The sequence below is a fragment of the Hydrogenophaga sp. OTU3427 genome (assembly GCF_038440225.1).
Classification (GTDB): Bacteria; Pseudomonadota; Gammaproteobacteria; order Burkholderiales; family Burkholderiaceae_C; genus Hydrogenophaga.
Window position 1 is genome coordinate 1 of sequence record NZ_JASATI010000002.1, and the last position, 21,199, is coordinate 21,199.

The 21,199-nt window shown below is 67.6% G+C and carries 21 protein-coding genes; 11 read left to right on the top strand and 10 right to left on the bottom strand.

Going from position 1 to position 21,199, the window contains the following annotated elements; translation table 11 throughout:
• From AAHB17_RS01175 to AAHB17_RS01200, 6 genes are all read right to left on the bottom strand, one after another.
• The coding region (locus AAHB17_RS01175; protein WP_342128586.1) for an MCP four helix bundle domain-containing protein at positions 1-846 on the bottom strand (846 nt) is incomplete at its 3' end.
• Positions 847-1,008: 162 nt separating this feature from the next.
• A complete protein-coding gene (locus AAHB17_RS01180; protein ID WP_342128588.1) occupies positions 1,009-1,788 on the bottom strand; it encodes a peptidylprolyl isomerase in 780 nt (259 codons plus the stop codon).
• An 81-nt stretch (positions 1,789-1,869) separates the two neighbouring features.
• Positions 1,870-2,163, bottom strand: coding sequence for a BolA family protein (locus tag AAHB17_RS01185; RefSeq protein WP_446719541.1), 294 nt, complete (start codon positions 2,161-2,163; stop codon positions 1,870-1,872).
• A gap of 4 nt (positions 2,164-2,167) precedes the next feature.
• The gene (locus AAHB17_RS01190; RefSeq protein ID WP_342128590.1) at positions 2,168-2,734 is read right to left on the bottom strand and encodes a septation protein A; all 567 of its coding nucleotides are present in this window, start codon (positions 2,732-2,734) and stop codon (positions 2,168-2,170) included.
• A 31-nt stretch (positions 2,735-2,765) separates the two neighbouring features.
• Positions 2,766-3,173 (bottom strand): peptide-methionine (R)-S-oxide reductase MsrB, encoded by a 408-nt coding sequence (msrB, locus tag AAHB17_RS01195; protein ID WP_342128591.1) that lies wholly within the window; start codon positions 3,171-3,173, stop codon positions 2,766-2,768.
• Positions 3,174-3,191: 18 nt separating this feature from the next.
• Positions 3,192-4,661, bottom strand: a complete 1,470-nt coding sequence (locus AAHB17_RS01200) for a protein adenylyltransferase SelO (protein ID WP_342128593.1) — start codon at positions 4,659-4,661, stop codon at positions 3,192-3,194.
• Between the two features lie 122 nt (positions 4,662-4,783).
• On the opposite strand from AAHB17_RS01200, the gene AAHB17_RS01205 reads away from it, so the two are divergent.
• The 5 genes from AAHB17_RS01205 (at position 4,784) to AAHB17_RS01225 (ending at position 11,572) form a co-directional block, all read left to right on the top strand.
• A complete protein-coding gene (locus AAHB17_RS01205) occupies positions 4,784-6,427 on the top strand; it encodes a 3-(methylthio)propionyl-CoA ligase (protein ID WP_342128594.1) in 1,644 nt (547 codons plus the stop codon).
• Between the two features lie 13 nt (positions 6,428-6,440).
• Complete coding sequence (locus AAHB17_RS01210; RefSeq protein ID WP_342128595.1) at positions 6,441-7,682, top strand: branched-chain amino acid ABC transporter substrate-binding protein; 1,242 nt, start codon at positions 6,441-6,443, stop codon at positions 7,680-7,682.
• 134 nt (positions 7,683-7,816) lie between these two features.
• Entirely contained in the window at positions 7,817-9,916 is a 2,100-nt protein-coding gene (locus tag AAHB17_RS01215) for a 3-hydroxyacyl-CoA dehydrogenase NAD-binding domain-containing protein (RefSeq protein WP_342128596.1), read from the top strand.
• Between the two features lie 31 nt (positions 9,917-9,947).
• A complete protein-coding gene (locus AAHB17_RS01220) occupies positions 9,948-11,123 on the top strand; it encodes an acetyl-CoA C-acyltransferase (protein ID WP_342128597.1) in 1,176 nt (391 codons plus the stop codon).
• Positions 11,124-11,125: 2 nt separating this feature from the next.
• A complete protein-coding gene (locus AAHB17_RS01225; RefSeq protein ID WP_342128598.1) occupies positions 11,126-11,572 on the top strand; it encodes a PaaI family thioesterase in 447 nt (148 codons plus the stop codon).
• A gap of 58 nt (positions 11,573-11,630) precedes the next feature.
• Here the strand turns inward: AAHB17_RS01225 and AAHB17_RS01230 are convergent, their stop codons facing one another.
• From AAHB17_RS01230 to AAHB17_RS01245, 4 genes are read right to left on the bottom strand one after another with little or no spacing between them, the layout of a single operon-like run.
• Positions 11,631-12,869, bottom strand: a complete 1,239-nt coding sequence (locus tag AAHB17_RS01230) for a dienelactone hydrolase family protein (protein WP_342128599.1) — start codon at positions 12,867-12,869, stop codon at positions 11,631-11,633.
• The gene (locus AAHB17_RS01235; protein WP_342128600.1) at positions 12,866-13,423 is read right to left on the bottom strand and encodes a flavin reductase family protein; all 558 of its coding nucleotides are present in this window, start codon (positions 13,421-13,423) and stop codon (positions 12,866-12,868) included. Before AAHB17_RS01235 ends, AAHB17_RS01230 begins: the two co-directional genes overlap by 4 nt.
• Positions 13,420-14,652, bottom strand: a complete 1,233-nt coding sequence (locus AAHB17_RS01240) for a styrene monooxygenase/indole monooxygenase family protein (protein WP_342128601.1) — start codon at positions 14,650-14,652, stop codon at positions 13,420-13,422. The genes AAHB17_RS01235 and AAHB17_RS01240 overlap by 4 nt, the downstream gene beginning before the upstream one ends.
• A 35-nt stretch (positions 14,653-14,687) precedes the next feature.
• The gene (locus tag AAHB17_RS01245; RefSeq protein WP_342128602.1) at positions 14,688-15,491 is read right to left on the bottom strand and encodes an SDR family oxidoreductase; all 804 of its coding nucleotides are present in this window, start codon (positions 15,489-15,491) and stop codon (positions 14,688-14,690) included.
• Between the two features lie 196 nt (positions 15,492-15,687).
• Between AAHB17_RS01245 and AAHB17_RS01250 the strand changes: the two genes are divergently transcribed.
• The 6 genes from AAHB17_RS01250 to AAHB17_RS01275 are packed head-to-tail and all read left to right on the top strand — an operon-like array spanning position 15,688 to position 21,167.
• Positions 15,688-16,719, top strand: coding sequence for an AraC-like ligand-binding domain-containing protein (locus tag AAHB17_RS01250; protein WP_342128603.1), 1,032 nt, complete (start codon positions 15,688-15,690; stop codon positions 16,717-16,719).
• A gap of 37 nt (positions 16,720-16,756) precedes the next feature.
• The gene (locus AAHB17_RS01255; RefSeq protein ID WP_342128604.1) at positions 16,757-18,589 is read left to right on the top strand and encodes an acyl-CoA dehydrogenase; all 1,833 of its coding nucleotides are present in this window, start codon (positions 16,757-16,759) and stop codon (positions 18,587-18,589) included.
• On the top strand, positions 18,589-18,891 hold the full coding sequence (locus AAHB17_RS01260) for a Dabb family protein (protein ID WP_342128605.1): 303 nt from the start codon (positions 18,589-18,591) through the stop codon (positions 18,889-18,891). The genes AAHB17_RS01255 and AAHB17_RS01260 overlap by 1 nt, the downstream gene beginning before the upstream one ends.
• A 20-nt stretch (positions 18,892-18,911) precedes the next feature.
• On the top strand, positions 18,912-19,700 hold the full coding sequence (locus AAHB17_RS01265; protein WP_342128606.1) for an SDR family oxidoreductase: 789 nt from the start codon (positions 18,912-18,914) through the stop codon (positions 19,698-19,700).
• Between the two features lie 8 nt (positions 19,701-19,708).
• Entirely contained in the window at positions 19,709-20,128 is a 420-nt protein-coding gene (locus AAHB17_RS01270; protein WP_446719545.1) for a PaaI family thioesterase, read from the top strand.
• Between the two features lie 25 nt (positions 20,129-20,153).
• Positions 20,154-21,167, top strand: coding sequence for an NADP-dependent oxidoreductase (locus tag AAHB17_RS01275; RefSeq protein WP_342128608.1), 1,014 nt, complete (start codon positions 20,154-20,156; stop codon positions 21,165-21,167).
• Positions 21,168-21,199 lie beyond the last annotated feature (32 nt).

Genomic DNA, 21,199 nt, shown 5'->3' on the forward strand with positions numbered 1-21,199 from the left:
CTCGCTGCTGGCGGTGGACACCGATTCGGAGCCTTGGCGGATGCGGCTGACGATGGTCGCGAACTGGCCGCGCATGTGTTCCAGCGCCTGCATCAGCTGGGCCACTTCGTCCCGGCCCTGAGCGGAGAGGGGCATGGACATGTCGCCCTTGCTCATGCGGGTGGCGCCGTCCACCGCCTGGGCCAGCGGGCGCGTCACGCTGCGGCTGATCACGACGCCCAGGCCGATGCCCACCACCACACTCACCGCGATCAGCAGCAGCGTGATGTTGCGGCTGTTCTCGTACAGCACCGTGTTGTCGTCCGCCACCCGCTTGGCGTTGGCTTCGAAGCGTTGGGACAGCTCGCTCATCGCCGCCCCGGCCTGGATGCTGGGCTGCACCACGCTCTCGCGCAGGTACTGCAGCACCGGCAGGTCCGGCTGCATTTCGGACTGCGCCAGCAGCTTGAGCACGCCTTCCAGCGCCTGCTGATCGGCTTTCCAGGTCTCCTCGACCTTGCCAAAAGCGGCCAGCGACTGGCTGTCATGCACATTGGCCTTGGCCTTGGCGAGCAGCTCCAGGCTCTTGGCGCGGCCGGCCTCGATGCGTTGGAGAGCGGCCTTGCGTTCGCCCAGGTTGGTGGCGATCAGCGCGTCGCGCAGGGCAACCACGCCCGCATAGCGCTGCAGGTTGGCTTCCTTGACCAGTGACAGGCCCACGGTTTCTCTTTCATACAGATCGGTGTCGGCATCGTTGAGTTTGCCCATGCTGCCGGTGGCAAACAGCCCCAGCGCGGCGCCGATCAGCGCCACGACCACGAAGGCAGCGACCAGCTTGGTGGTGATGCGGAATTGGGAAAGGTTCATGGTGTGTGGTTGTGTCCGTGTTGATGTCTCAAGTGTCAATCGTAAATAACAATTGACCTTTCTCGAGCGGTGGGCGGCATTTGCCGGACCGTTGGGCGAAAAAAAACGCACCCGGGAGGGGTGCGCTGGGTGCGTAGCAGGCGCGGCGCGCGCCAGGTGCCCTTACTTGATCTTGGCCTTCTTGCGCAGCTCTTCCTGGAAGCTGGCCAGGCGCTGCTGGGCCATCTGCTGGGAAATTTGCGGGCGCAGTTCTTCCAGGGGCGGCAGCTGGGCCTGGCGCACGTCGTCCAGGCGGATGATGTGGAAGCCGAACTGGCTCTTGACCGGCGCTGCCGTCAGCTCGCCCTTCTTGAGCTTGGTCATGGCGTCCGAGAACTCGGGCACGTAGCTGGAGGCGTTGGCCCAGTCGAGGTCGCCACCGTTGGCGCCCGATCCCGGGTCCTTGGACTGCTTCTTGGCGATTTCTTCGAAGTTGCCGCCCTTTTGCAGCGAAGCGATGATGGCCTTGGCCTCGTCTTCCTTTTCCACCAGGATGTGGCGGGCGCGGTATTCCTGGCCGGCGTTGGCGGCGGCGAACTTGTCGTACTCGGCCTTGATCTCGGCGTCGGTGACGGGGTTCTTCTTCTGGTAGTCGGCGAACAGCTCGCGGATCAGGATGGTCTGCGCGGCCAGTTCGACCTGGGCCTTGTATTCCTTGCTGGCCTTGATGCCACGCTTCTCGGCTTCCTGCGAGAACACCTCGCGGGCGATGATTTCGTCCTTCACCTGCGCCTTGAGCGCATCGTCCACCGGGCGGCCGGAGCGGGTGACCTGCTCCAGCAGCGCGTCCACCCGTGCGCTGGGCACGGGCTTGCCGTTGACGATGGCGACGTTTTGCGCGAAAGCGGGTGCGGCGAGGGCCAACACGGCGCCTGCAGCCAGGGTGCGGAGCATGGGTTTCATGGTCAGGGGTTTCCGGAAAAAGGCCCGCTGATCGGGCCGTGGGTCAAAGCGGATCGTTGAGTTGGGACATCCGTCGCTGGCTCAGGCGCTGGCGGCGGAAGAGGGCTGAATCTCGATGGCCAGGGCATGCAGCCCGGCGTCCAGAAACGGTCGCAGCGCATCATACACAAGGCGGTGGCTGGCCACGCGTGTACGCCCGGTAAAGCCGGGGGCCGCGATGCGCACCCGGAAATGGGTGCCGAAGCCGGTGCCGTTGCTGCCGGCATGGCCCAGGTGGGCGGCGCTTTCGTCGATCACCTCCAGTGCGGTGGGCGACAGCGTGCGGCGCAGGTGGGCCTCGATGGCCTCGGCGGTGCAGGCCACGGGGATGGTCATCGGGTCACTCATGGGGTGGTTCGGGCGTGGTGTCGGGGTTGTTGTCCTGCGCGCTCAGGTAGCGCGCGATGTACAGACCCTGGCCAACGATGAAGATGACCGGGAAGACATAGCCCCAGAGCTTGAAGTTGACCCAGTCCTCGGTGGAGTAGTAGGCGGCCACGTAGGCGTTGATGGCGGCCATGAAGACGAAATAGCCGATCCAGATCACCGTCAGGCGCGACCACACCGCCGCCGGCAGCTGCAGCTGGCTGCCCAGCAGCATCTGCAGGAAATTCTTGCCCCAGCCCCACAGGGCCGCACCCAGCACCAGGGCCATGCTGCCGTAGAGCACGGTGGGTTTCCACTTGATGAAGCGCTCGTCGTGCAGCAGCAGGGTCAGCATGCCGAAGACGACCACCAGCACCAGCGTGACCTTGTGCATGGTCTGCAGCCGGCGGTCGATGGCGTAGATCAGGCCGGTCTGCACCAGGGTGGCGGCCATCAGCACCCCGGTGGCAACGTAGATGTCGTAGAACTTGTAGGCGCCGAAGAAGAGGGCGATGGGAAAAAAGTCGATCAGCAGGCGCATGGCGGGATTATCGGGTCGGGCCGAGGGCGGCCTATTTGGGCTTGTGTTCGAGCGAGGCCGAGTTCATGCAGTAGCGCAGGCCGGTGGGGGCCGGGCCGTCCTCGAACACGTGGCCCAGGTGGGCGTCGCACTGGCTGCAGACGGTTTCCACCCGCATCATGCCGTGGCTGCGGTCCACCTTTTCGGTGATGGCGCCGGGCAGGGCCTCGCTGAAGCTGGGCCAGCCGCAGCCCGAGTCGAACTTGGCGTCGGCCTCGAACAGCTTGGCGCCGCAGCAGATGCAGTGGTAGCTGCCGTCGGCCCAGACGTGTTCGTACTTGCCGGTGAAGGCGCGCTCGGTGGCGGCGTGGCGCGTGACCTCGAAGGCCAGGGGTTCGGCGCCCTTCTTGCGCAGCAGTTCGCGCCACTCGTCGTCGGTTCTGTGGATCTTGGCGGTCATGGCGGGCCTCTCAATGGGTCAGGAAGAGCAGCTGATCTCGATCTGGCTGGCCCAGTCCGGTGGAAAACCGGCCTGTTCCTCGTGGCCGGGATGCTCGTCGAACGGTTGGCTGATCAAGGTGAACAGGGTCGAGACGGCGGAAAAATCCTTGGCCTGCGCCGCCCGTATGGCCAGTTCGCCCAGGTGGTTGCGCAACACGAACTTGGGATTGGTTTGGAGCATGCGCGTGCCTGTCGGTTCCGCCGATTGTCCTCCGATCCGCTCGCGGTAGCCCGCCAGCCAGGTGTCCAGCGCGGGGCGGTCCAGGAACAGGTCGCGCACCGGCTCGAAATCGCCCCGGGCGACCGCGTGCGAGAGCCGGCGCCAGAAGTGGGTGTGGTCCACCTTGTCCTGGGCCAGCAGGCGCAGCAGGTTTTCGCACAGCTCGCGATCGCCCGGGGTCACCTCGGCCAGGCCCAGCTTGGCGCCCAGGCGGGCAAACAGCTGCTCGGGATACACCGCCTTGTAGGACTCGAGCGCATCCAGCGCCTGCTGCTGCTCGTCCATCAGTGGCAGGAGGGCCTGCCCCAGGCAGAACAGGTTCCAGTAGGCGATGTTGGGCTGGCGGCTGTAGGCGTAGCGGCCACTGCTGTCGGAGTGGTTGCAGATGTGGCCGGGCACGTAGGCGTCGAGGAACTGAAAGGGGCCGTAGTCGATGGTCAGGCCCAGGATGCTCATGTTGTCGGTGTTCATCACCCCGTGGCAAAAGCCCACCGCCTGCCAGTGCGACAGCAGCACCGCCGTGCGCTCGCTCACCGCCTGCAGCAAGGCCGCGTAGGGGTTGCCCTGGGCCTGCGCGCACTCGGGGTAGAAGTGTTCGATCACAAAATCGGCCAGGCGGCGCAGCTCGGCATGCTGGTCGTGGTGGCTGAAATGCTCGAAATGGCCGAAACGGATGAAACTGGGGGCCACACGGGTCACCACGGCGGCGGTTTCCATGGTTTCGCGGCGCACCGGCGCGTCGGAGCCGGTCACGCACAGCGCCCGCGTGGTCGGCACGCCCAGGGCGTGCATGGCCTCGCTGCAGAGGAATTCGCGGATGGAGCTGCGCAGCACCGCTCGGCCGTCGCCCATGCGGGAGTAGGGCGTGCGCCCGGCGCCCTTGAGCTGCACCTCCTGCGGCCCCAGCGGCGTGTCCCATTCGCCCAGCAACAAGGCCCGTCCGTCGCCCAACTGGCCGGCCCAGACGCCGAACTGGTGGCCGCTGTAGACGCTGGCCATGGGCCGGGCGCCGTCGGGCACGTGGTTGCCGGTGAAGACCGACAAGGCCTCGTCCGAATCCATCCAGTCCGGGTTCAGGCCCAGCCCTTGCGCCAAGGCCGGGTTGCGGCCGACCCAGTACGGGGCGGGCAGGGGGGTGGGCGGCAGGGCGGTGCCAAAGGCGGGGCCGAGGGCGGCGAAGCGCGAGGCCCAGCGGGTCGGCGCGTCAAGCGGGGTGGCAAGCGTCATGAGGTGATTGTCGCGCGCTTGACTTGAACCTGTCCCATGGCGGGACATGCGCCCGGCGGCGCTCAAAACCGGGCCGCAGTTGAGGCATGATGCGGCCCACAAAACCAACGAAGGAGATTCCCATGCTGGGTCAGATGCAAAGCCAGGCGCTGCTGATTTCGTCCCTCATCGTGCACGCCGAACGCCACCACGCGTCGGGTGAAATCGTCTCGCGCCGGGTGGAGGGCGACATCCACCGCACCACCTGGGGCCAGGTGTCGCGCCGCGCGCGCCAGATCGCCAACGCGCTGGACGGCCTGCATCTGGCGGCCGGTGACCGCGTCGCCACCCTGGCCTGGAACGGCTACCGCCACCTGGAGCTGTATTTCGGTGTCAGCGGCAGCGGCCGCGTGCTGCACACCCTCAACCCGCGCCTGCACCCTGACCAACTGGCCTGGATCATCAACCACGCCGACGACCGCGCCGTGTGCTTCGACATGAGCTTCCTGCCGCTGGTGCAGGCGGTGGCGGGCAAATGTGCCGGGGTCAGGCACTGGATCGCGCTGTGCGACGCCGACAGGCTGCCGGCCGACAGCGGCATTCCCGGTCTGACCAGCTACGAAGCCTGGGTGGGCGCGCACGACGACACCTACACCTGGCCCGAGCTGGACGAGAACAGCGCGTCGAGCATGTGCTACACCAGCGGCACCACGGGCAACCCCAAGGCGGCGCTGTATTCGCACCGCTCCACGCTGCTGCACGCCTTTGGCGCGGCGCTGCCCGATTCCATGTGCCTGAGCTCGCGCGACAGCGTGCTGCCGGTGGTGCCCATGTTCCACGTCAACGCCTGGGGCATCCCGTATTCGGCCGCCGCCACCGGCTGCAAGCTGGTGTTTCCCGGCCCGGCGATGGACGGCAAGTCGATCTACGAGCTGCTGGAGGCCGAGAAGGTCACCATGGCGGCGGGTGTGCCCACGGTCTGGCAGATGCTGCTGGCCCACATGCAGGCCAACGGGCTGCGCTTCAGCACCGTCAAGCGCACCGTGATCGGTGGCTCGGCCTGCCCGCCGGCCATGATCAACGCCTTCAACGACCAGTACGGCGTCGATGTGCTGCATGCCTGGGGCATGACCGAGATGTCGCCGCTGGGCACGGTCTGCACCCTGAAGAACGCGCAGCTCGCGCTGCCGCCCGAGGAGCAGATGAAGGTGCGCCTCAAGCAGGGCCGCGCCGTGTTCGGTGTCGACATGAAGATCGTCAACGAACTGGGCGAGGAACTGCCCTGGGACGGCAAGGCCTATGGCGACCTGCTGGTGCGCGGGCCCTGGATCATCGCCAGCTACTTCAAGGGCGAGGGCGGCGACCCGCTGAGCTACGACGCCGCCGGCAAGGGCTGGTTCCCCACCGGCGACGTGGCTACCATCGACGCCGACGGCTTCATGCAGATCACCGACCGCAGCAAGGACGTGATCAAGTCCGGCGGTGAATGGATCAGTTCCATCGACGTCGAGAACATCGCCATGGCCCACCCGGCCGTGGCCATGGCCGCCTGCGTCGGCATGCCCCACCCGAAGTGGGACGAACGCCCCATCGTGGTGGTGGTGAAGAAGCCCGGCGCCGAACTCACCCGCGAAGCGCTGCTGGCCTTCTACGAGGGCAAGATCGCCAAATGGCAGGTGCCGGACGATGTCGTGTTTGTCGAGGCGATTCCGCTGGGCGCCACCGGCAAGATGCAGAAGATGACGCTGCGCGCGCAACTCAAGGGCTACCGCCTGCCGGGCGTCTGACGCGGCCACCACCATGCGTTGGCTCGCCTGGGTGCGGTGGCTGCTGGTGGCCGGCCTGGCCGTGTCGGCCGCAGGGGTGTTCGCGCAGGCTGGCGAGACCGTGCGCATCGCTTTCATCGACCCCTTGACCGGCCCGGTGGCCGACATCGGCCGCAACAGCCTGCGCAGCTGGCAGTTTGTGGCCGAGCGAAAGGGCGGCGCCGGCAACCCGGCCGGCGTGCGTTTTGTGATCGCCCCGTTTGACAACAAGGGTTCGCCGCAGGAAAGCCTGAACGCGCTCAAGGCCGCCATCGACCAGGGTTTCCGCTACGTCGTGCAGGGCAACGGCTCGGGGGTGGCGCACGTGCTGGCCGACGCCATCGCCCGCCACAACGCACGCCGCCCCGACCGCCCGGTGCTCTACCTCAACTACGCCGCCACCGACCCCGCCCTGACCGGTGAACGTTGCAGCTACTGGCATTTCCGGGTCGAGGCAGACACCGCCATGAAGGTGCGCGCGCTGGTCGATTTCCTCGCCGGCCAGCCCGAGCTGCGCAAGGTCTACCTGCTCAACCAGGACTACGCCCACGGCCAGCAGGTGGCGCGCCACTTCAGGGAGGCGGTGGCCGAGCGCCTGCCCGAGTTGCAGATCGTGGGCGACGAGCTGCACCCGCCGTTCCAGATGCGCGATTTCCAGCCCCAGATCCAGCGCATCCACCAGTCGGGCGCGCAGGCCGTGGTGACCGGCAACTGGGGCGAAGACCTGACCGCCTTCATCGAGATGATGCAGACCGCGCAGATGCGACTGCCGCTGTTCACATACTACGCCGCGCTCAGCGGCGCGCCCTCCGCGCTGGCCAAGGGCCACACGCTGTTCCCGGTCTACCAGGTGGCCTACCACCACAGCAACCCGCCGGGCGAGCTGGGTCGGCTGGCCGCCGAGTTCCGCCGCCGCCACCAGGAGGACTTTGTCGTTTTTGCCACCCACACCGGCATCACGCTGCTGGGCGAGGCCATGGCCCGTGCCGGCAGCACCGACACCCGGCGCGTGGCCGAGGCAATGGAAGGCCTGGGCATCGCCGTCCTGGGGGGGCACGCCACCCTGCGCGCAGACGACCACCAGCTGTTGCAGGGACTGTTCGTCTCGCGCTGGTCGCCGGTGGACACGCGTTACCCGCTGGGCGCCGAAGGCACGCGCCACACCTTCGTGCCGCTGCAACACCTGACGGGGGCCACCCTGGCGCAGCCTTCGCGCTGCAACATGCCCAAGCGCTGACGCCGCCAAAGGCCTTACCACAGACAAACTGGCGACACCCCCGCCTTGGAACGTTTCCCAAATTCCCTACAATCCAGAAAAAACGAACGATCGTTCTTTTTTTCCGTCATTCACCGTCAACCCAAGGAGACCTCATGACCGCGCATTACCAGACCCACGGCGACGTGGCCGTCATCACGCTGGACAACCCACCCGTCAACGGCCTGGGCCTGAGCACGCGCCAGGGCATCGTGGCCGCGCTGGAGCAGGCGCAGTCCGACGCGGCCGTCCGCGCCATCGTGTTGACCGGCGCCGGCAAGGCCTTCTCGGGGGGGGCCGACATCCGTGAGTTCGGCAGCCCGAAGGCGCTGCAGGACCCCAACCTGCTGAGCGTGATCCTGGCGCTGGAGAACTGCAGCAAGCCCATCGTGGCGGCGGTGCACTCGGTCTGCATGGGTGGCGGCCTGGAGCTGTCACTGGGTTGCCACTACCGTGTGGCCGCGCCCGGCTGCAAGGTGGCCCTGCCCGAGGTCAAGCTGGGCCTGATCCCCGGCGCCGGTGGCACCCAGCGCCTGCCGCGTGTGCTGGGCGTGGAGGCCGCACTCAACATGATCGTCAGCGGCGAGGCCGTCAACAGCGAGATGCTGGCCGGCGTGCCGGGCCAGAAGCTGTTCGACAAGCTGGCCGCCTCGCCGGAGGCGTTGATGGACGAGGCCCTGGCCTTTGCCCGCAGCGTGGCCGATGCCCGCCCCTTGCCCCGCGTGCGCGACCTGCCCGCCAAACACCCCCAGGGCGACGCCTACTTCCAGTTCGCGCGCAACATGGTCAAGGGCATGAGCAAGCATTTCCCCGCGCCCGCCAAGTGTGTGGACGCCGTGGAAGCCGCCACCAAGAAAAAGTTCGACGAAGGCATGGCCTTCGAGCGCGAAATCTTCATCAACCTGATGTGGACGTCCGAGTGCCGCGCGCTGCGCCACCTGTTCACCGCCGAACGCGCCGCCAGCAAGATCCCCGACGTGCCGGAAGACACGCCCAAGCGCAACATCGCCTCGGTCGCCGTCATCGGCGCCGGCACCATGGGCGGCGGCATCAGCATGAATTTCCTCAACGCCGGCATCCCGGTCAAGATCCTGGAAATGAAGCAGGAGGCGCTGGACCGCGGCATCGCCACCATCCGCAAGAACTACGAGGCCCAGGTCAAGAAGGGCAAACTCAAGCAGGACAAGTACGAGCAGCGCATGGCCTTGCTCAGCACCACGCTGAGCTACGACGAGATCGGCGCGGCCGACCTGGTGATCGAGGCTGTGTTCGAGGAGATCGGCGTCAAGGAAAAGGTGTTCAAGGAACTCGACCGCGTGATGAAGCCCGGCGCCATCCTGGCCTCCAACACCTCGACGCTGGACGTCAACAAAATTGCTCACTTCACCCTGCGCCCGCAGGACGTGGTGGGCCTGCACTTCTTCAGCCCGGCCAACGTCATGAAGCTGCTCGAAGTGGTGCGTGGCGACGCCACCGCCAAGGACGTGATGGCGACCGTGATGTCGGTGGCCAAGAAGATCAAGAAGACGGCCGTGGTGTCGGGCGTGTGCGACGGCTTCATCGGCAACCGCATGATCGAGCAGTACGGCCGACAGGGCGGTTTCCTGCTTGACGAAGGCTGCACACCCGAACAGGTGGACAAGGCGATCGAGAAGTTCGGCTTCGCCATGGGCCCGTTCCGCATGGGCGACCTGGCCGGCAACGACATCGGCTGGGCCATCCGCAAGCGCCGCTACACCGAAAAGCCTGACATGAAGTACAGCAAGACCGCCGACCTGCTGTGCGAGAAGGGCCGCTTTGGCCAGAAGACCGGTGCCGGCTGGTACGACTACGTGCCCGGCAAACGCGACGCCATCCCCAACGCCGAGGTCGTCAAGATGATCGAGGAGCACCGTGCGTCGCTGGGCATCACGCCGCGCAAGATCTCCGACGAGGAAATCGTGCAGCGCCTGGTGTTCTCGCTGGTCAACGAAGCCGCGCACATCCTGGAAGAGGGTATCGCCAACAAGGCCAGCGACATCGATGTGGTCTACATCTTTGGCTACGGCTTCCCGGTGCACCGTGGCGGCCCGCTGAAATACGCCGACGAGGTCGGCCTGTTCAACGTCGTGCAGGCCATGAAGCGTTTTGCGCAGAACCCGCTGGACGATGCCAAGTTCTGGCAACCGGCCCCGCTGCTGGCCCGCCTGGCCGCCGAAGGCAAGACCTTCAATTGATGCACAGCACACCAGAGACAAGGACATCGCCATGACTTCCGCACTGATCGTATCGACCGCCCGCACCCCCTTGGCCAAGAGCTGGAAGGGGGCCTTCAACATGACCCATGGCGCCACGCTGGGTGGCCACGCGGTCCGGCACGCCATTGCCCGCGCCGGCATCGATGCCGCCGAGGTGGAGGACGTGATCATGGGCTGCGCCACGCCCGAAGGCGCCACCGGCGCCAACGTGGCGCGCCAGATCGCGCTGATGGCCGACTGCCCCATCACCGTTTCGGGCATGACCGTCAACCGCTTCTGCTCCTCGGGCCTGCAGACCATTGCCCTGGCCGCGCAGCGCATCGTCGCTGGCGAAGGCGACGTCTTCGTGGCCGGTGGCGTGGAGAGCATTTCCTGCGTGCAGCAGGAGATGAACCAGCACATGCTGCGCGATCTGGCGCTGAACAAGAAGAAGCCCGAGATCTACTGGAACATGCTGCAGACCGCCGAGCAGGTGGCCCAGCGTTACCACATCGGACGCGACGCGATGGACGAGTACGGCGCGGCCAGCCAGCAAAAGGCCACGGCCGCGCTGGAAGCCGGTCTGTTCAAGGACGAGATCGCACCCATCACCGTGACCGCTGGCGTGGTCGACAAGGTGATGGGCCTGACCACCAGGCAGGTCACGGTCGAGAACGACGAAGGCATCCGTGCCGGCACCACCTTCGAGGGCATCCATGGCCTGCGCTCGGCGCTGCCGGGAGGCCTGGTGTCGGCCGGCAATGCCAGCCAGTTCTCGGACGGCGGCGGCGCTTGCGTGCTGATGGACGAAAAGCTGGTCAGCCAGCGTGGCCTGAAACCCCTGGGTCGTTTCCTCGGCTTCGCGGTGGCCGGCTGCGAGCCCGACGAGATGGGCATCGGCCCGGTGTTCGCCGTGCCCAAGGTCCTGAAGAAGCTGGGCCTCACGGTCAACGACATCGACCTGTGGGAACTCAACGAAGCCTTCGCCGTGCAGGTGATCTACTGCCGCGACAAGCTGGGCATCCCGGCCGATCGCCTCAACGTCAACGGCGGTGCCATCGCCGTGGGCCACCCTTACGGTGTGTCGGGCCAGCGCCTGACGGGCCACGCGCTGATCGAGGGCAAGCGCCGAGGCGCCAAACGCGTTTGCGTGACGATGTGCATCGGTGGAGGCATGGGCGCGGCCGGCGTGTTCGAGGTGCTCTGAGCATGGGCGATCCGGTCACCGTCAGCCCCGAGGTGTTCCTGGCCATGGGACGCGAGGTCCTGGCCTCGCAACCCTTTTCCAGGCTCATCGGTGCCGAGCTGGTGGCGCTCTCGCCAGGGCGCTGCGAGCTGCACGTGCCGGTCGGCGAATCGGTCAAGCAGCAGCACGGTTTTGTCCACGGCGGCGTGCTCAGCTACGCCGCCGACAACGCGCTGACCTACGCTGGCGGGACCGCCCTGCGGGTGCCGGTGGTGACCTCGGAGTTCAAGATCAACTACCTGCGCCCGGCCATCGGCGAGCGCCTGATCGCACGCGCCGAAGCGGTGCACACCGGCACATCGCAGGCGGTGTGCCGGTGCGACGTGTTCGTGCTCAAGGACGGCGTGGAAAAGCTTTGCGCCGTGGCCCAGGGGACCATCGCGGCACTGCCGGACAAGACCGCCCGCTGAACTGGATCAGAACGTGTTTGCGTTCCAACGCGACTCCATGTAGGTCGTAAACACGTTCTCAGGGCGCCGACCGGGCCCAGTTCGCCATCAAGGTGTTGGAGGGCAGGTGTTCGTCCAGCAGCTTGCGCGCCGTCTCCCCGCCGGCCACCGGCAGGCCGGCCGGGTCCAGCTTGCCGATCTGCACCAGCACGCTGGCCTGGTCCCAGTAGATGTGCTCGTGGTAGAGCTTGTCGCCCCGGAACTTGACGATGGCCACCAGCGGGATTTCGACCCGTTTGCCGGTGGGTGCGATGCCAGGCAGCATCCAGTCGATCTCGCAGGTGTGGGTGAAGCAGAACAGCAGCTCGTCGACGATCTGGGTCGCGCCGATGGTGCGCGAAATCGGCACCAGGCGGGTATCGGGCGGGTTGCTGTTGACGAAGTGGTGCTGGTAGAAGCGCGACAGCATGGTGTGGCCCACGCCGCCGGTCATGGTGGGAATGTGGTTCACATAAGGCTGCTCCACCATGGTGGCCATGGTGGCGGCCACGTCGCGGGTGGCGAACTCATGTTCACAGTGGGTGTCCCACAAGGCCGAGAAATCGGGGTGCGGGCCCATCACGGTTTTGAGGGCCGCGATGCTGCGCTCGTGCGCCATGAGCGCCGACGGTTTGTGAAAGTGATCGCCGCCCAGGCGTGCGAACGCGTGGTCCACGCCGGGGTACACATACAGCTCGGTCTGCGCGCGGCCGGACAGGGCCGCCACGATGGCAGCGCGTGCCTCGGGCGGGCAGAAGGCGTCGTTCTCGGCGATGTGCAGGACCAGCCGGCTTTTTCGTTCGCGGGCTTCGTCCAGCGCCTTTTCAATGCCCACGCCGTAGTAGCCCACGGCCACGTCGGCGTTGGTGCGGCAGGCCGCCAGGTAGGCCAGCTTGCCGCCCAGGCAGAATCCCAGCACGCCGGCTTGTCCATCACACTCCGGTCGCTGGCGCAGGGCGTCCAGGCAGGTCTGGATGTCCTCGACACCTCGGGCCTCGTCAAAGCCCTGGTAGAGGCCGAAGGCGCGCTGGAAGTCGGCCTCGGTGTAGCCCAGTTCGATGCCGGGCTGCTGGCGCCAGAACAGGTCGGGCACCAGCACCACATAACCTTCTGCGGCGTATTGGTCGGCCACCTGGCGCATGGTGGCGTTGACGCCGAATATCTCCTGCGCCAGCACGAGGCCGGGTCCACGCCCCGATGGGGGCAGGGCCAGGTAGGCGGCGAAGCGGCCGCTGCCATCACGGGCATCGATGTGGATGGTGTCGGTGGCGGGTGTCATGCGGTTTCTCCAATGTCGGCCAGGGTGGTGTATTGACCGTCTGCGTAGAGCAGCGGCGCTTCGTTGCGGGGGCTCAGCAGCACCGCCTTGATCTCGCCGATCATGGCGGCGTGGCTGTGGGCCACCATCATTTCGTCGACGACGCAGTCGAACACGGCCAGCGCATCCAGCAGCACCGGCGCGCCGGTGGCCAGCGTTCCCCAACGGCCCGGCTCAAAGCGCTGCTGCGATGGAGAAGGCGCGCCGCCGAACTGTTGCGCCAGGTCGAGGTGGCGGTAGGCCAACAGGTTCACGCTCATCCGTCGGCTTTCCGCGATGGCGCGGAAGGTCGAGCCCTTGAGGTTGACGCAGGCGAGCAGTCGAGCCGGTTCGGCCGAAAACGAGGTGACGGCGGTGGCGGTGAGGCCCGCCAGGGTCTGGCCGTCGTGGGTGGCCACCAGGGTGACCGCGCCGGTCAGGCGGCGCATGGCCAGGCGGAAGTCGGACAGCGGCAGGCTGGCACTGTGTCGCAGGGCCTGCAAGGGGGGCAGGGTGCCCAGATCCGCGGCGGTCATGCGGGCACCGCGTCGAGGAAGGCATCCACCTTGTCCGGCGTCATGAAGAAGTTCACGAAGTCGGTCGGGTTGTTGAAGCCGTTGACGATGCGCCGCGCCACGCGGGGTTCGCCGCCGGCCGCACCCAGCAGCTTGAGCACGTGCGGTGGCGGCGGTGACAGCATGGCGTTGGTCCATTCGGTGGCGAAGCGGCCATAGCCGGTCCAGAAGGCCTCGAAGGTCTGCGACATGAAGCCGGCGTCGAAGGGTTGGTCGCCGTGTGCCACGATGGCCAGCTCGACCGCGTGGGCGAACTTGGCGGCGTTGTTGGAGCCCTGGCCGGTGATGGGGTCGTTGAGCAGCACGGCGTCGGCCATGCCCAGCACCACCCGGCCGCTGGGCAACTGGCCCACGGGCTTGCGGACCGTGGGGACAAAACGCCCGGCCAGGATGCCGTTGGCGTCGGTCAGTTCCACCTGAGCGCAGCGCGCCGCTTCCCAGGGCAGGTAACGGTCAAGGATCTCCTTGGAGCGAGCCAGGTGCTGGGCCGGCGTGGCCACGTCGGCCCAGCAGTCCATGGGGCCGCCGGGCACACCCTCAAACACCATGATCTCGCAGGGCCCGCTGACGGTCAGCGCCGGGAACACGAAGTACTCGCCGATGCCTGGGATGAGGTTGAAGTTGACCGCCGAGTGCTCGGCGCGTGGCGCCATGCCGTGCACGTAGGTCAGCGCCAGGGCGCGCTGCGGCTTGTCGTGGGGGCTGCGGCTGGTGTCGCGCTCGAACATCTGCGCGATGGCGCCCTTGCCGGCGGCCACGATCACCAGGTCGTGGCTCTGGGTCCATCGTTCGAGGTCGTCGATGTTGGCCTCGTGCATCAGCAGCTCGCCGCCCAGGCGGCTGAACTCGGCCATCCAGCCCGGCACCTTCACCCGCTGGTCCACCGACTGCGCCTTGTGGTCCAGCCGGTGGCTCCAGGCCAGGGCCTTTTCGCCCGGCAGTTCGGGGTGGGGCACGGTGAACGAGATGCCCTCGACCGGTGGGCAATCGGCTTCCCAGATGTTCAGTCCGCGGTCGCGTTCGAGCTGCAGGCTGTCGTGGAACATGCACTGGCTGGACAGCACCTTGCCGGCGCGCAGGTCCTCGGGGGTGCGGTTGCTGGTGATGCTGACGCGGTAGCCGCGCTGGAGCAGGCCGATGCCCAGCTGCAGTCCGGCCTGGCCGGCGCCGACGATCATGATGTTGCGCATGGTGAGGTCTCCTTGGGTGGGGGTGGAAATCGGGTTCAGGCCATCAGCTTGGGGATGGCCGGTTCATGGGATTCGGGGCCCATGGCCGAGTAGCCACCGTCGACCGCGTAGTCGGCGCCGGTGACGAAGCTGGCGTGGCCGGAGCAGAGGAACAGCACCACCTGGGCCACTTCGGCGGGGTCGCCGACGCGCCTGAGCAGGTGGAAGGGTGCGGCGACGGCGTCGGTCTTGGCGCGGTCGCCGTGGGTCAGCTGGTTCATGATGGCCGACCAGGTCCAGCCCGGCGACACGCTGTTGACCCGGATGTGCTCAGGCGCCAGGTCCATGGCCATGTTGCGCGTGAGCTGCACCAGCGCGGCCTTGCTGACCGGGTAGAGCCAGCGGCCGGTCTGGGCCACGCCGGAAGAGATGCTGGTGAAGTTCACTACCGCGCCGCCGCCGGCTCGCCGCATGTGGGGCAGCACCGCCTTGAGCATCATGACGGCGCTGGCCACGTTCACGTCCAGGGCCTTGTGCCAGTCGGTGCGGCCCGAGGCCAGGCCGTCGTCCACATACGAGCAGGCCAGGTTGACCAGGAAATCCACGCCGCCGAAGCGCGCGGCGGTCTCATCGGCGCAGGCCTGCACCTGGGCGTCGTCGGTGATGTCGGTGGCGCGGAACCACACGCCGTCGCCGCAGCCGTCGGCCACGGCCTGGCCGCCGGTGCTGTCGATGTCGGCGAGCGTGACGCGCACGCCCTGGGCGTGCAGGGCCTGCACCACGGCGGCGCCGATCAGGGTGGCGCCGCCGGTGACGATGGCGGTTTTTCCGGACAATCCAAGAAAGTGGGCGGGGGGCATGACGGGGTCTCCTGGTCTTGAAAAGCGCCGGACGCGGCGCCTGGGGCCAATGTAGGAAGGCGCCGTGGCCGTCGGCATCCCGTTTGCGCAGCCGCAGTCCCAAAAGCGAGAGATTCGTCGGCCGGGGCTGTCCAGCGCCCCGGCTTGCGGGCAAATCCCGTGGCGGCCGGGCGTGGGATTTGCTAATTTCTGCGCCATGTTGTCGCCCCACCGTTACCCGCTGGCCAGCCACGCGCTGTTTCACACCCGGGATGTCGATCAGGCCCGCGAGGCGGTGGCGCGCGTGTTCTGCCCGCATGTGCTCAACCCCTGCGGCGCCCGGCGGTCGCTGGACGCGCGCCACCACAGCGCGCCGGTGTTTCGCGATGTCAGCCTCAACTACGTGCAGTACGGCCCGGCGGTCGACATCGAACCCGGGCAGCTCGGCAGTTTCTACTTGCTGCAGATGCCCTTGCGGGGGAGCGCCGAGGTGTCTTGCGGGAGCCAGCGGGCCACCGTGGGGCAAGGCATGGCCTCCCTGCCGTCGCCCACCGAGCACCTCAAGATGCGCTGGGCCGACGACAGCCCGCACCTGATCCTGCGCCTGTCACAGGGCGCGGTGGTGCGGCAGGTGGAGCAACTGGCGCAGACGGCGGTGCACCGGCCGCTGGTGTTCGGGCTGGGCCTGGCCATGGACACGCCGGCGCTGGCGCCGCTGGCCGGCTTTGTGCGCTATTTGGCCGACACCCTGGAGGTGGACGCCGGATTCGCCGGTTCCTTGCTGGCGCAGCAGGCCGAGGCCTACCTGCTCAGCATGCTGCTGCTGCAGGCGCCGCACAACTACAGCGAGGCATTGCGTGGCGACGGCCGCCGCCCGCTGCTGCCGCGTGTGGTGCGCCGGGCGCAGGACTTCATGCAGGCCAACGTGCAACGGCCGCTGACGCTGGCCGACCTGTGCGATCACCTGCACGTCAGCGCGCGCAGCCTGCAGCAGGCCTTCGTGGACCACACCGGTGAGTCGCCCATGGTCTATTGGCGCAACCTGCGCCTGGACAAGGTGCGCGAGGCGCTGCGCCGTGCCGCCAGCCAGGCATCGGCCGGGGCATCGGTGACACGGGTGGCGGAAGACCACGGTTTCCTGCACATGGGTCACTTCGCGGCGCAGTACCAGCGCCGATTCGGCGAACGCCCCGTGGAAACCCTGAAATCGTCACCGGCTGTCATGCAGGGGTCAAGCCCGCGCGCCTGAGCGCATTACAGTTGGCGCTCCCTGGTCGAGGAGCCCCATGAGTCTGCGTCCCACCCTTGATTTTTTGCTCTACCAGTGGCTCGGTGTCGAGTCGCTGCCGTCGCGCGAACGTTTCGCCGACCACAGCCGCGAGACTTTCGATGCCGTGCTCGATACCTGCGAGCGCATCGCGCGTGAGAAGTACGCGCCGTTCAACCGCCTGGTGGACACCCAGGAGCCCCATTTCGACGGCGAACGGGTCATCTTGCCGCAGGCCACCCACGACGCGCACAAGGCCTACGCCGACAGTGGCATGCTCAGCGCCGCTCAGGACCACGATATAGGCGGCATGCAGCTGCCCTACACGGTGGAGGCCTCGGGCAACGCCTTTTTTGCCATGGCCTCGGTCAGCATCGGCTCCGGGATGCTGACCACCGGCAACGCCAACCTGCTGATGAAGCACGGCACGGCCTTGCAGAAGCAGGTGTTCGCGCTCAACGAGTTCTCGGGCCGCTGGTCGGGCACCATGTGCCTTTCCGAGCCGCAGGCCGGCTCGTCCTTGAGCGACGTGGTGACACGTGCCGTGCCGGATGGCGAGGGCTTCGAGGCCGACCCGCTGGGGCCGCGTTACCGTCTCACTGGCAACAAGATGTGGATATCGGCCGGCGAACACGAGCTGACCGAGAACATCGTCCACCTGGTGCTGGCCAAGATCCCCGACGAAAACGGCAAGCTCATTGCCGGCACGCGCGGCATCTCGCTGTTCATCGTGCCCAAGCAGCTGGTGGACACCGAAGGCCGGCTCACCGGCGAGCGCAACGACGTCGCCCTGGCCGGCCTCAACCACAAGTGTGGCTGGCGCGGCACCACCAACACCTTGCTCAACTTCGGGGAGGGCAAATACCCGGTGCGCGGCCAGGCCGGTGCCGTGGGCTACCTGGTGGGCCAGCCCGGACGGGGCCTGCAGTGCATGTTCCACATGATGAACGAAGCCCGCATCGGCGTGGGCATGGCCGCCACCATGCTCGGCCTGGCCGGCTACCACGCCAGCCTCGACTACGCCAAACAGCGGCCACAGGGCAGGGCGGTGGGACCCGCCGGCAAGGACCCGGCCCAGCCACAGGTCCGCATCATCGAACACGCCGACGTCAAGCGCATGCTGCTGGCGCAGAAGGCCTACTGCGAAGGCGCGCTCGCGTTGGAGCTCTACTGCGCCCGCCTGGTGGACGAACAGCACACCGGCACGCCCGAGGCCGCCGACGACGCCCGCCTGCTGCTGGAGGTGCTCACGCCCATCGCCAAGAGCTGGCCCAGCGAATGGTGCCTGGAGGCCAACAGCCTGGCCATCCAGGTGCACGGTGGCTACGGCTACACGCGCGACTTCCCGGTCGAGCAGTACTGGCGCGACAACCGCCTCAACATGATCCACGAAGGCACCCACGGCATCCAGGCCACCGACCTGCTGGGCCGCAAGGTGCTGATGGAGGAGGGGCGGGGCCTGCAACTGCTGGCCGGACGCATCAACGACACGGTGTCGCGCGCCCTCCAGCAACCCGCGCTGGCGGCCCACGCCAACGCCCTGGCCGCGGCGCTGCAGCGCGTGGGCGCGGCCACCCGGGCCGCCTGGGCCAACGGCAATCCGGCCGAGGCCCTTGCCAATGCCGTGCCCTACATGCAGGCCTTTGGCCACACCGTGCTGGCCTGGATCTGGCTGGACGTGGCCTTGAGCGCGCTGGCGCACGATGCCGGGCAGGCGCAAGCCGCCACCGTCGGCCGGATCGCGGCCACGCGTTATTTTTTCCATTACGAGCTGCCCAAGATCGCTGGCTGGTTGCCTGTGGTCGAGGGCCGCGACCCCACCTGTGCCGAACTGCCCGAGGAGGCTTTCTGATGCTGAGACATATCGTGATCTGGTCGTTCAAGGACCAGGCGGGCGGTGCCGACAAGGCCGCCAACGTCGCGCGCGCCCAGGCCGCGCTGTTGAGCTTTGCCGGCCTCACGCCCGGCATCCTGCAGTTCGAGGTGGCCACGCCCCAGGCCGGCCTGACCTTCAACGGCGACCTCATGCTCAACAGCGCCTTCGCCGACCGCGCCGCGCTGGAGGCCTACCAGAAGCACCCCGAGCACGCGGCCATCAAGCCCTTCATGAGCGAGGTGGTGCAAGGACGCCACTGCATGGACTACGAGATCTGACCCCCCGCACGAGGACACACATGGCACGCACCGTACAACAGTTGTTCGACCTCCAGGGCAAGACCGCCCTCGTCACCGGGGGCTCGCGGGGCCTGGGCCTACAGATGGCCCAGGCGCTGGGCGAGGCTGGCGCCCGCATCATGCTCAGTTCGCGCAAGGCGGCCGATCTGGAAGAGGCCGTGGCCACGCTGCAAGACCAGGGCATCGACGCCCGCTGGGTGGCGGCCGATTGCGCCAAGGAGGCCGACATCCAGCGCCTGGTGGGCGACACCCTGGAGCGCATGGGCGACATCGACATCCTCATCAACAACGCCGGCGCCACCTGGGGCGCGCCGGCCGAGGACTACCCGATCGAGGCCTGGGACAAGGTGATGAACCTCAACATCCGCGGCTACTTCCTGCTGAGCCAGGCGGTGGCCAAGCGCAGCATGCTGGCGCGCCGCAGCGGCAGCATCATCAACCTGGCCAGCGTGGCCGGGCTGGGCGGCAACCCGATCGAGATGAAGACCATCGCCTACAACACCTCCAAGGCGGCGGTGATCAATTTCACCCGCGCGCTGGCGGCCGAGTGGGGCCCGCAGGGGCTGCGCGTCAACGCCATCTGCCCGGGTTTCTTCCCGAGCAAGATGAGCGCCGGCCTGCTGGAGGTGATGGGCCAGAAGATCCTGCACGGCACGCCGCTGGGCCGCCTGGGCGACGACGAGGGCCTCAAGGGCCTGACCCTGCTGCTGGCCAGCGACGCCGGCAAGCACATCACCGGCCAGCACCTGGCGGTGGACGGCGGCGCCTCGGCCGTGGTGGGGGGCTGACGGTGGCGATTCCCTTTGGCACGTCCATTCCCTTCATCGAACTGCTGGGCTGCGAGCTGCAGGTGTTCGGCGGCGGCCGCTCCGAAATCACCCTGGCGCCCCGGCCCGAACACCTCAACGCCTTCGCGGTGGTGCACGGCGGGGTGCTCATGACCCTGCACGACGTGACGATGGCCGCGGCCGCCCGCAGCGCCACCGAAGGCCTGGGCGCCATCACCATCGAGATGAAGACCAGCTTCATGCGGGCGGCCAAGGCGCCGCTGCGCGCCGAGGGCCGACTGATCCACCGCACCAAGAGCATGGCCTTCACCGAGGCCACCATTTTCGACGCCGACGGCGTGGCCTGCTCGCACGCCACCGGCACCTTCAAGTACGTGCCGGGCTGGGGCGCATCGGCCGCGCCCGCGGCCCAGGTGCCCACCGACTGATTCCTCACCTTCCAAGGAGACCGACATGCCCCAGAACACCCAGATCCTGCTCGACAACCGCCCCACCGGCGAGGCCACGGCCAGCAACTTCAAGACCGTCACCACCGACACGCCGGCCCTGGCCGATGGCCAGGTGCTGGTGCGCCACCACTACCTGAGCCTGGACCCCTACATGCGCGGGCGCATGAACGACAGCAAGAGCTACGCGGCCTCGCAGCCGCTGGGCGAAGTCATGATCGGCGGCACGGCCGGCGAGGTGGTCGAGTCGCGCCACCCCAAGTACCAGCCGGGCGACCTGGTGGTGGGCATGGGCGGCTGGCAGCAGTACAGCGTGGTCGATGCCGGCGAGCCTGGCGCGCTGCGCAAGGTCGACACCACCCACGTGCCCCTGAGCCACTACCTGGGCGCGGTCGGCATGCCGGGCGTGACGGCCTGGTATGGCCTGGTCAAGATCATCGAGCCCAAGGTGGGCGAGACCCTGGTGGTGAGCGCCGCCAGCGGTGCCGTGGGCAGCGCCTTCGGGGCCCTGGCCAAGGCGCGTGGCTGCCGCGTGGTGGGCATCGCGGGCGGGCCGGACAAGTGCCGCTACCTCACCGATGAGCTGGGTTTCGACGCCGCCATCGACCACCGCCAGCACCCCGACCTCAAGTCCATGAGCCAGGCACTCAAGGCCGCCTGCCCGAACGGCATCGACGGCTACTTCGAGAACGTCGGCGGCCACATCCTGGACGCCGTGCTGCTGCGCGCCAACGCCTTCGCGCGCATCGCCGTGTGCGGCATGATCGCCGGCTACGACGGCGCCCCGCTGCCACTGCAGAACCCGGCGCTGATCCTGGTCAACCGCATGAAGATCCAGGGCTTCATCGTCAGCGAGCACATGGAGGTGTGGCCCGAGGCCTTGAAGGAGCTGGGCGCGCTGGTGGGCAGCGGCCAGCTGCGTCCGCGCGAGAGCGTGGCGCAGGGCATCGAAAGCGCGCCCGAGGCTTTCCTCGGGCTGCTCAAGGGCAAGAACTTCGGCAAGCAGCTGGTGAAACTGTGACCACCCCGCGCCGCTTCGCGTCACCCCTCAAG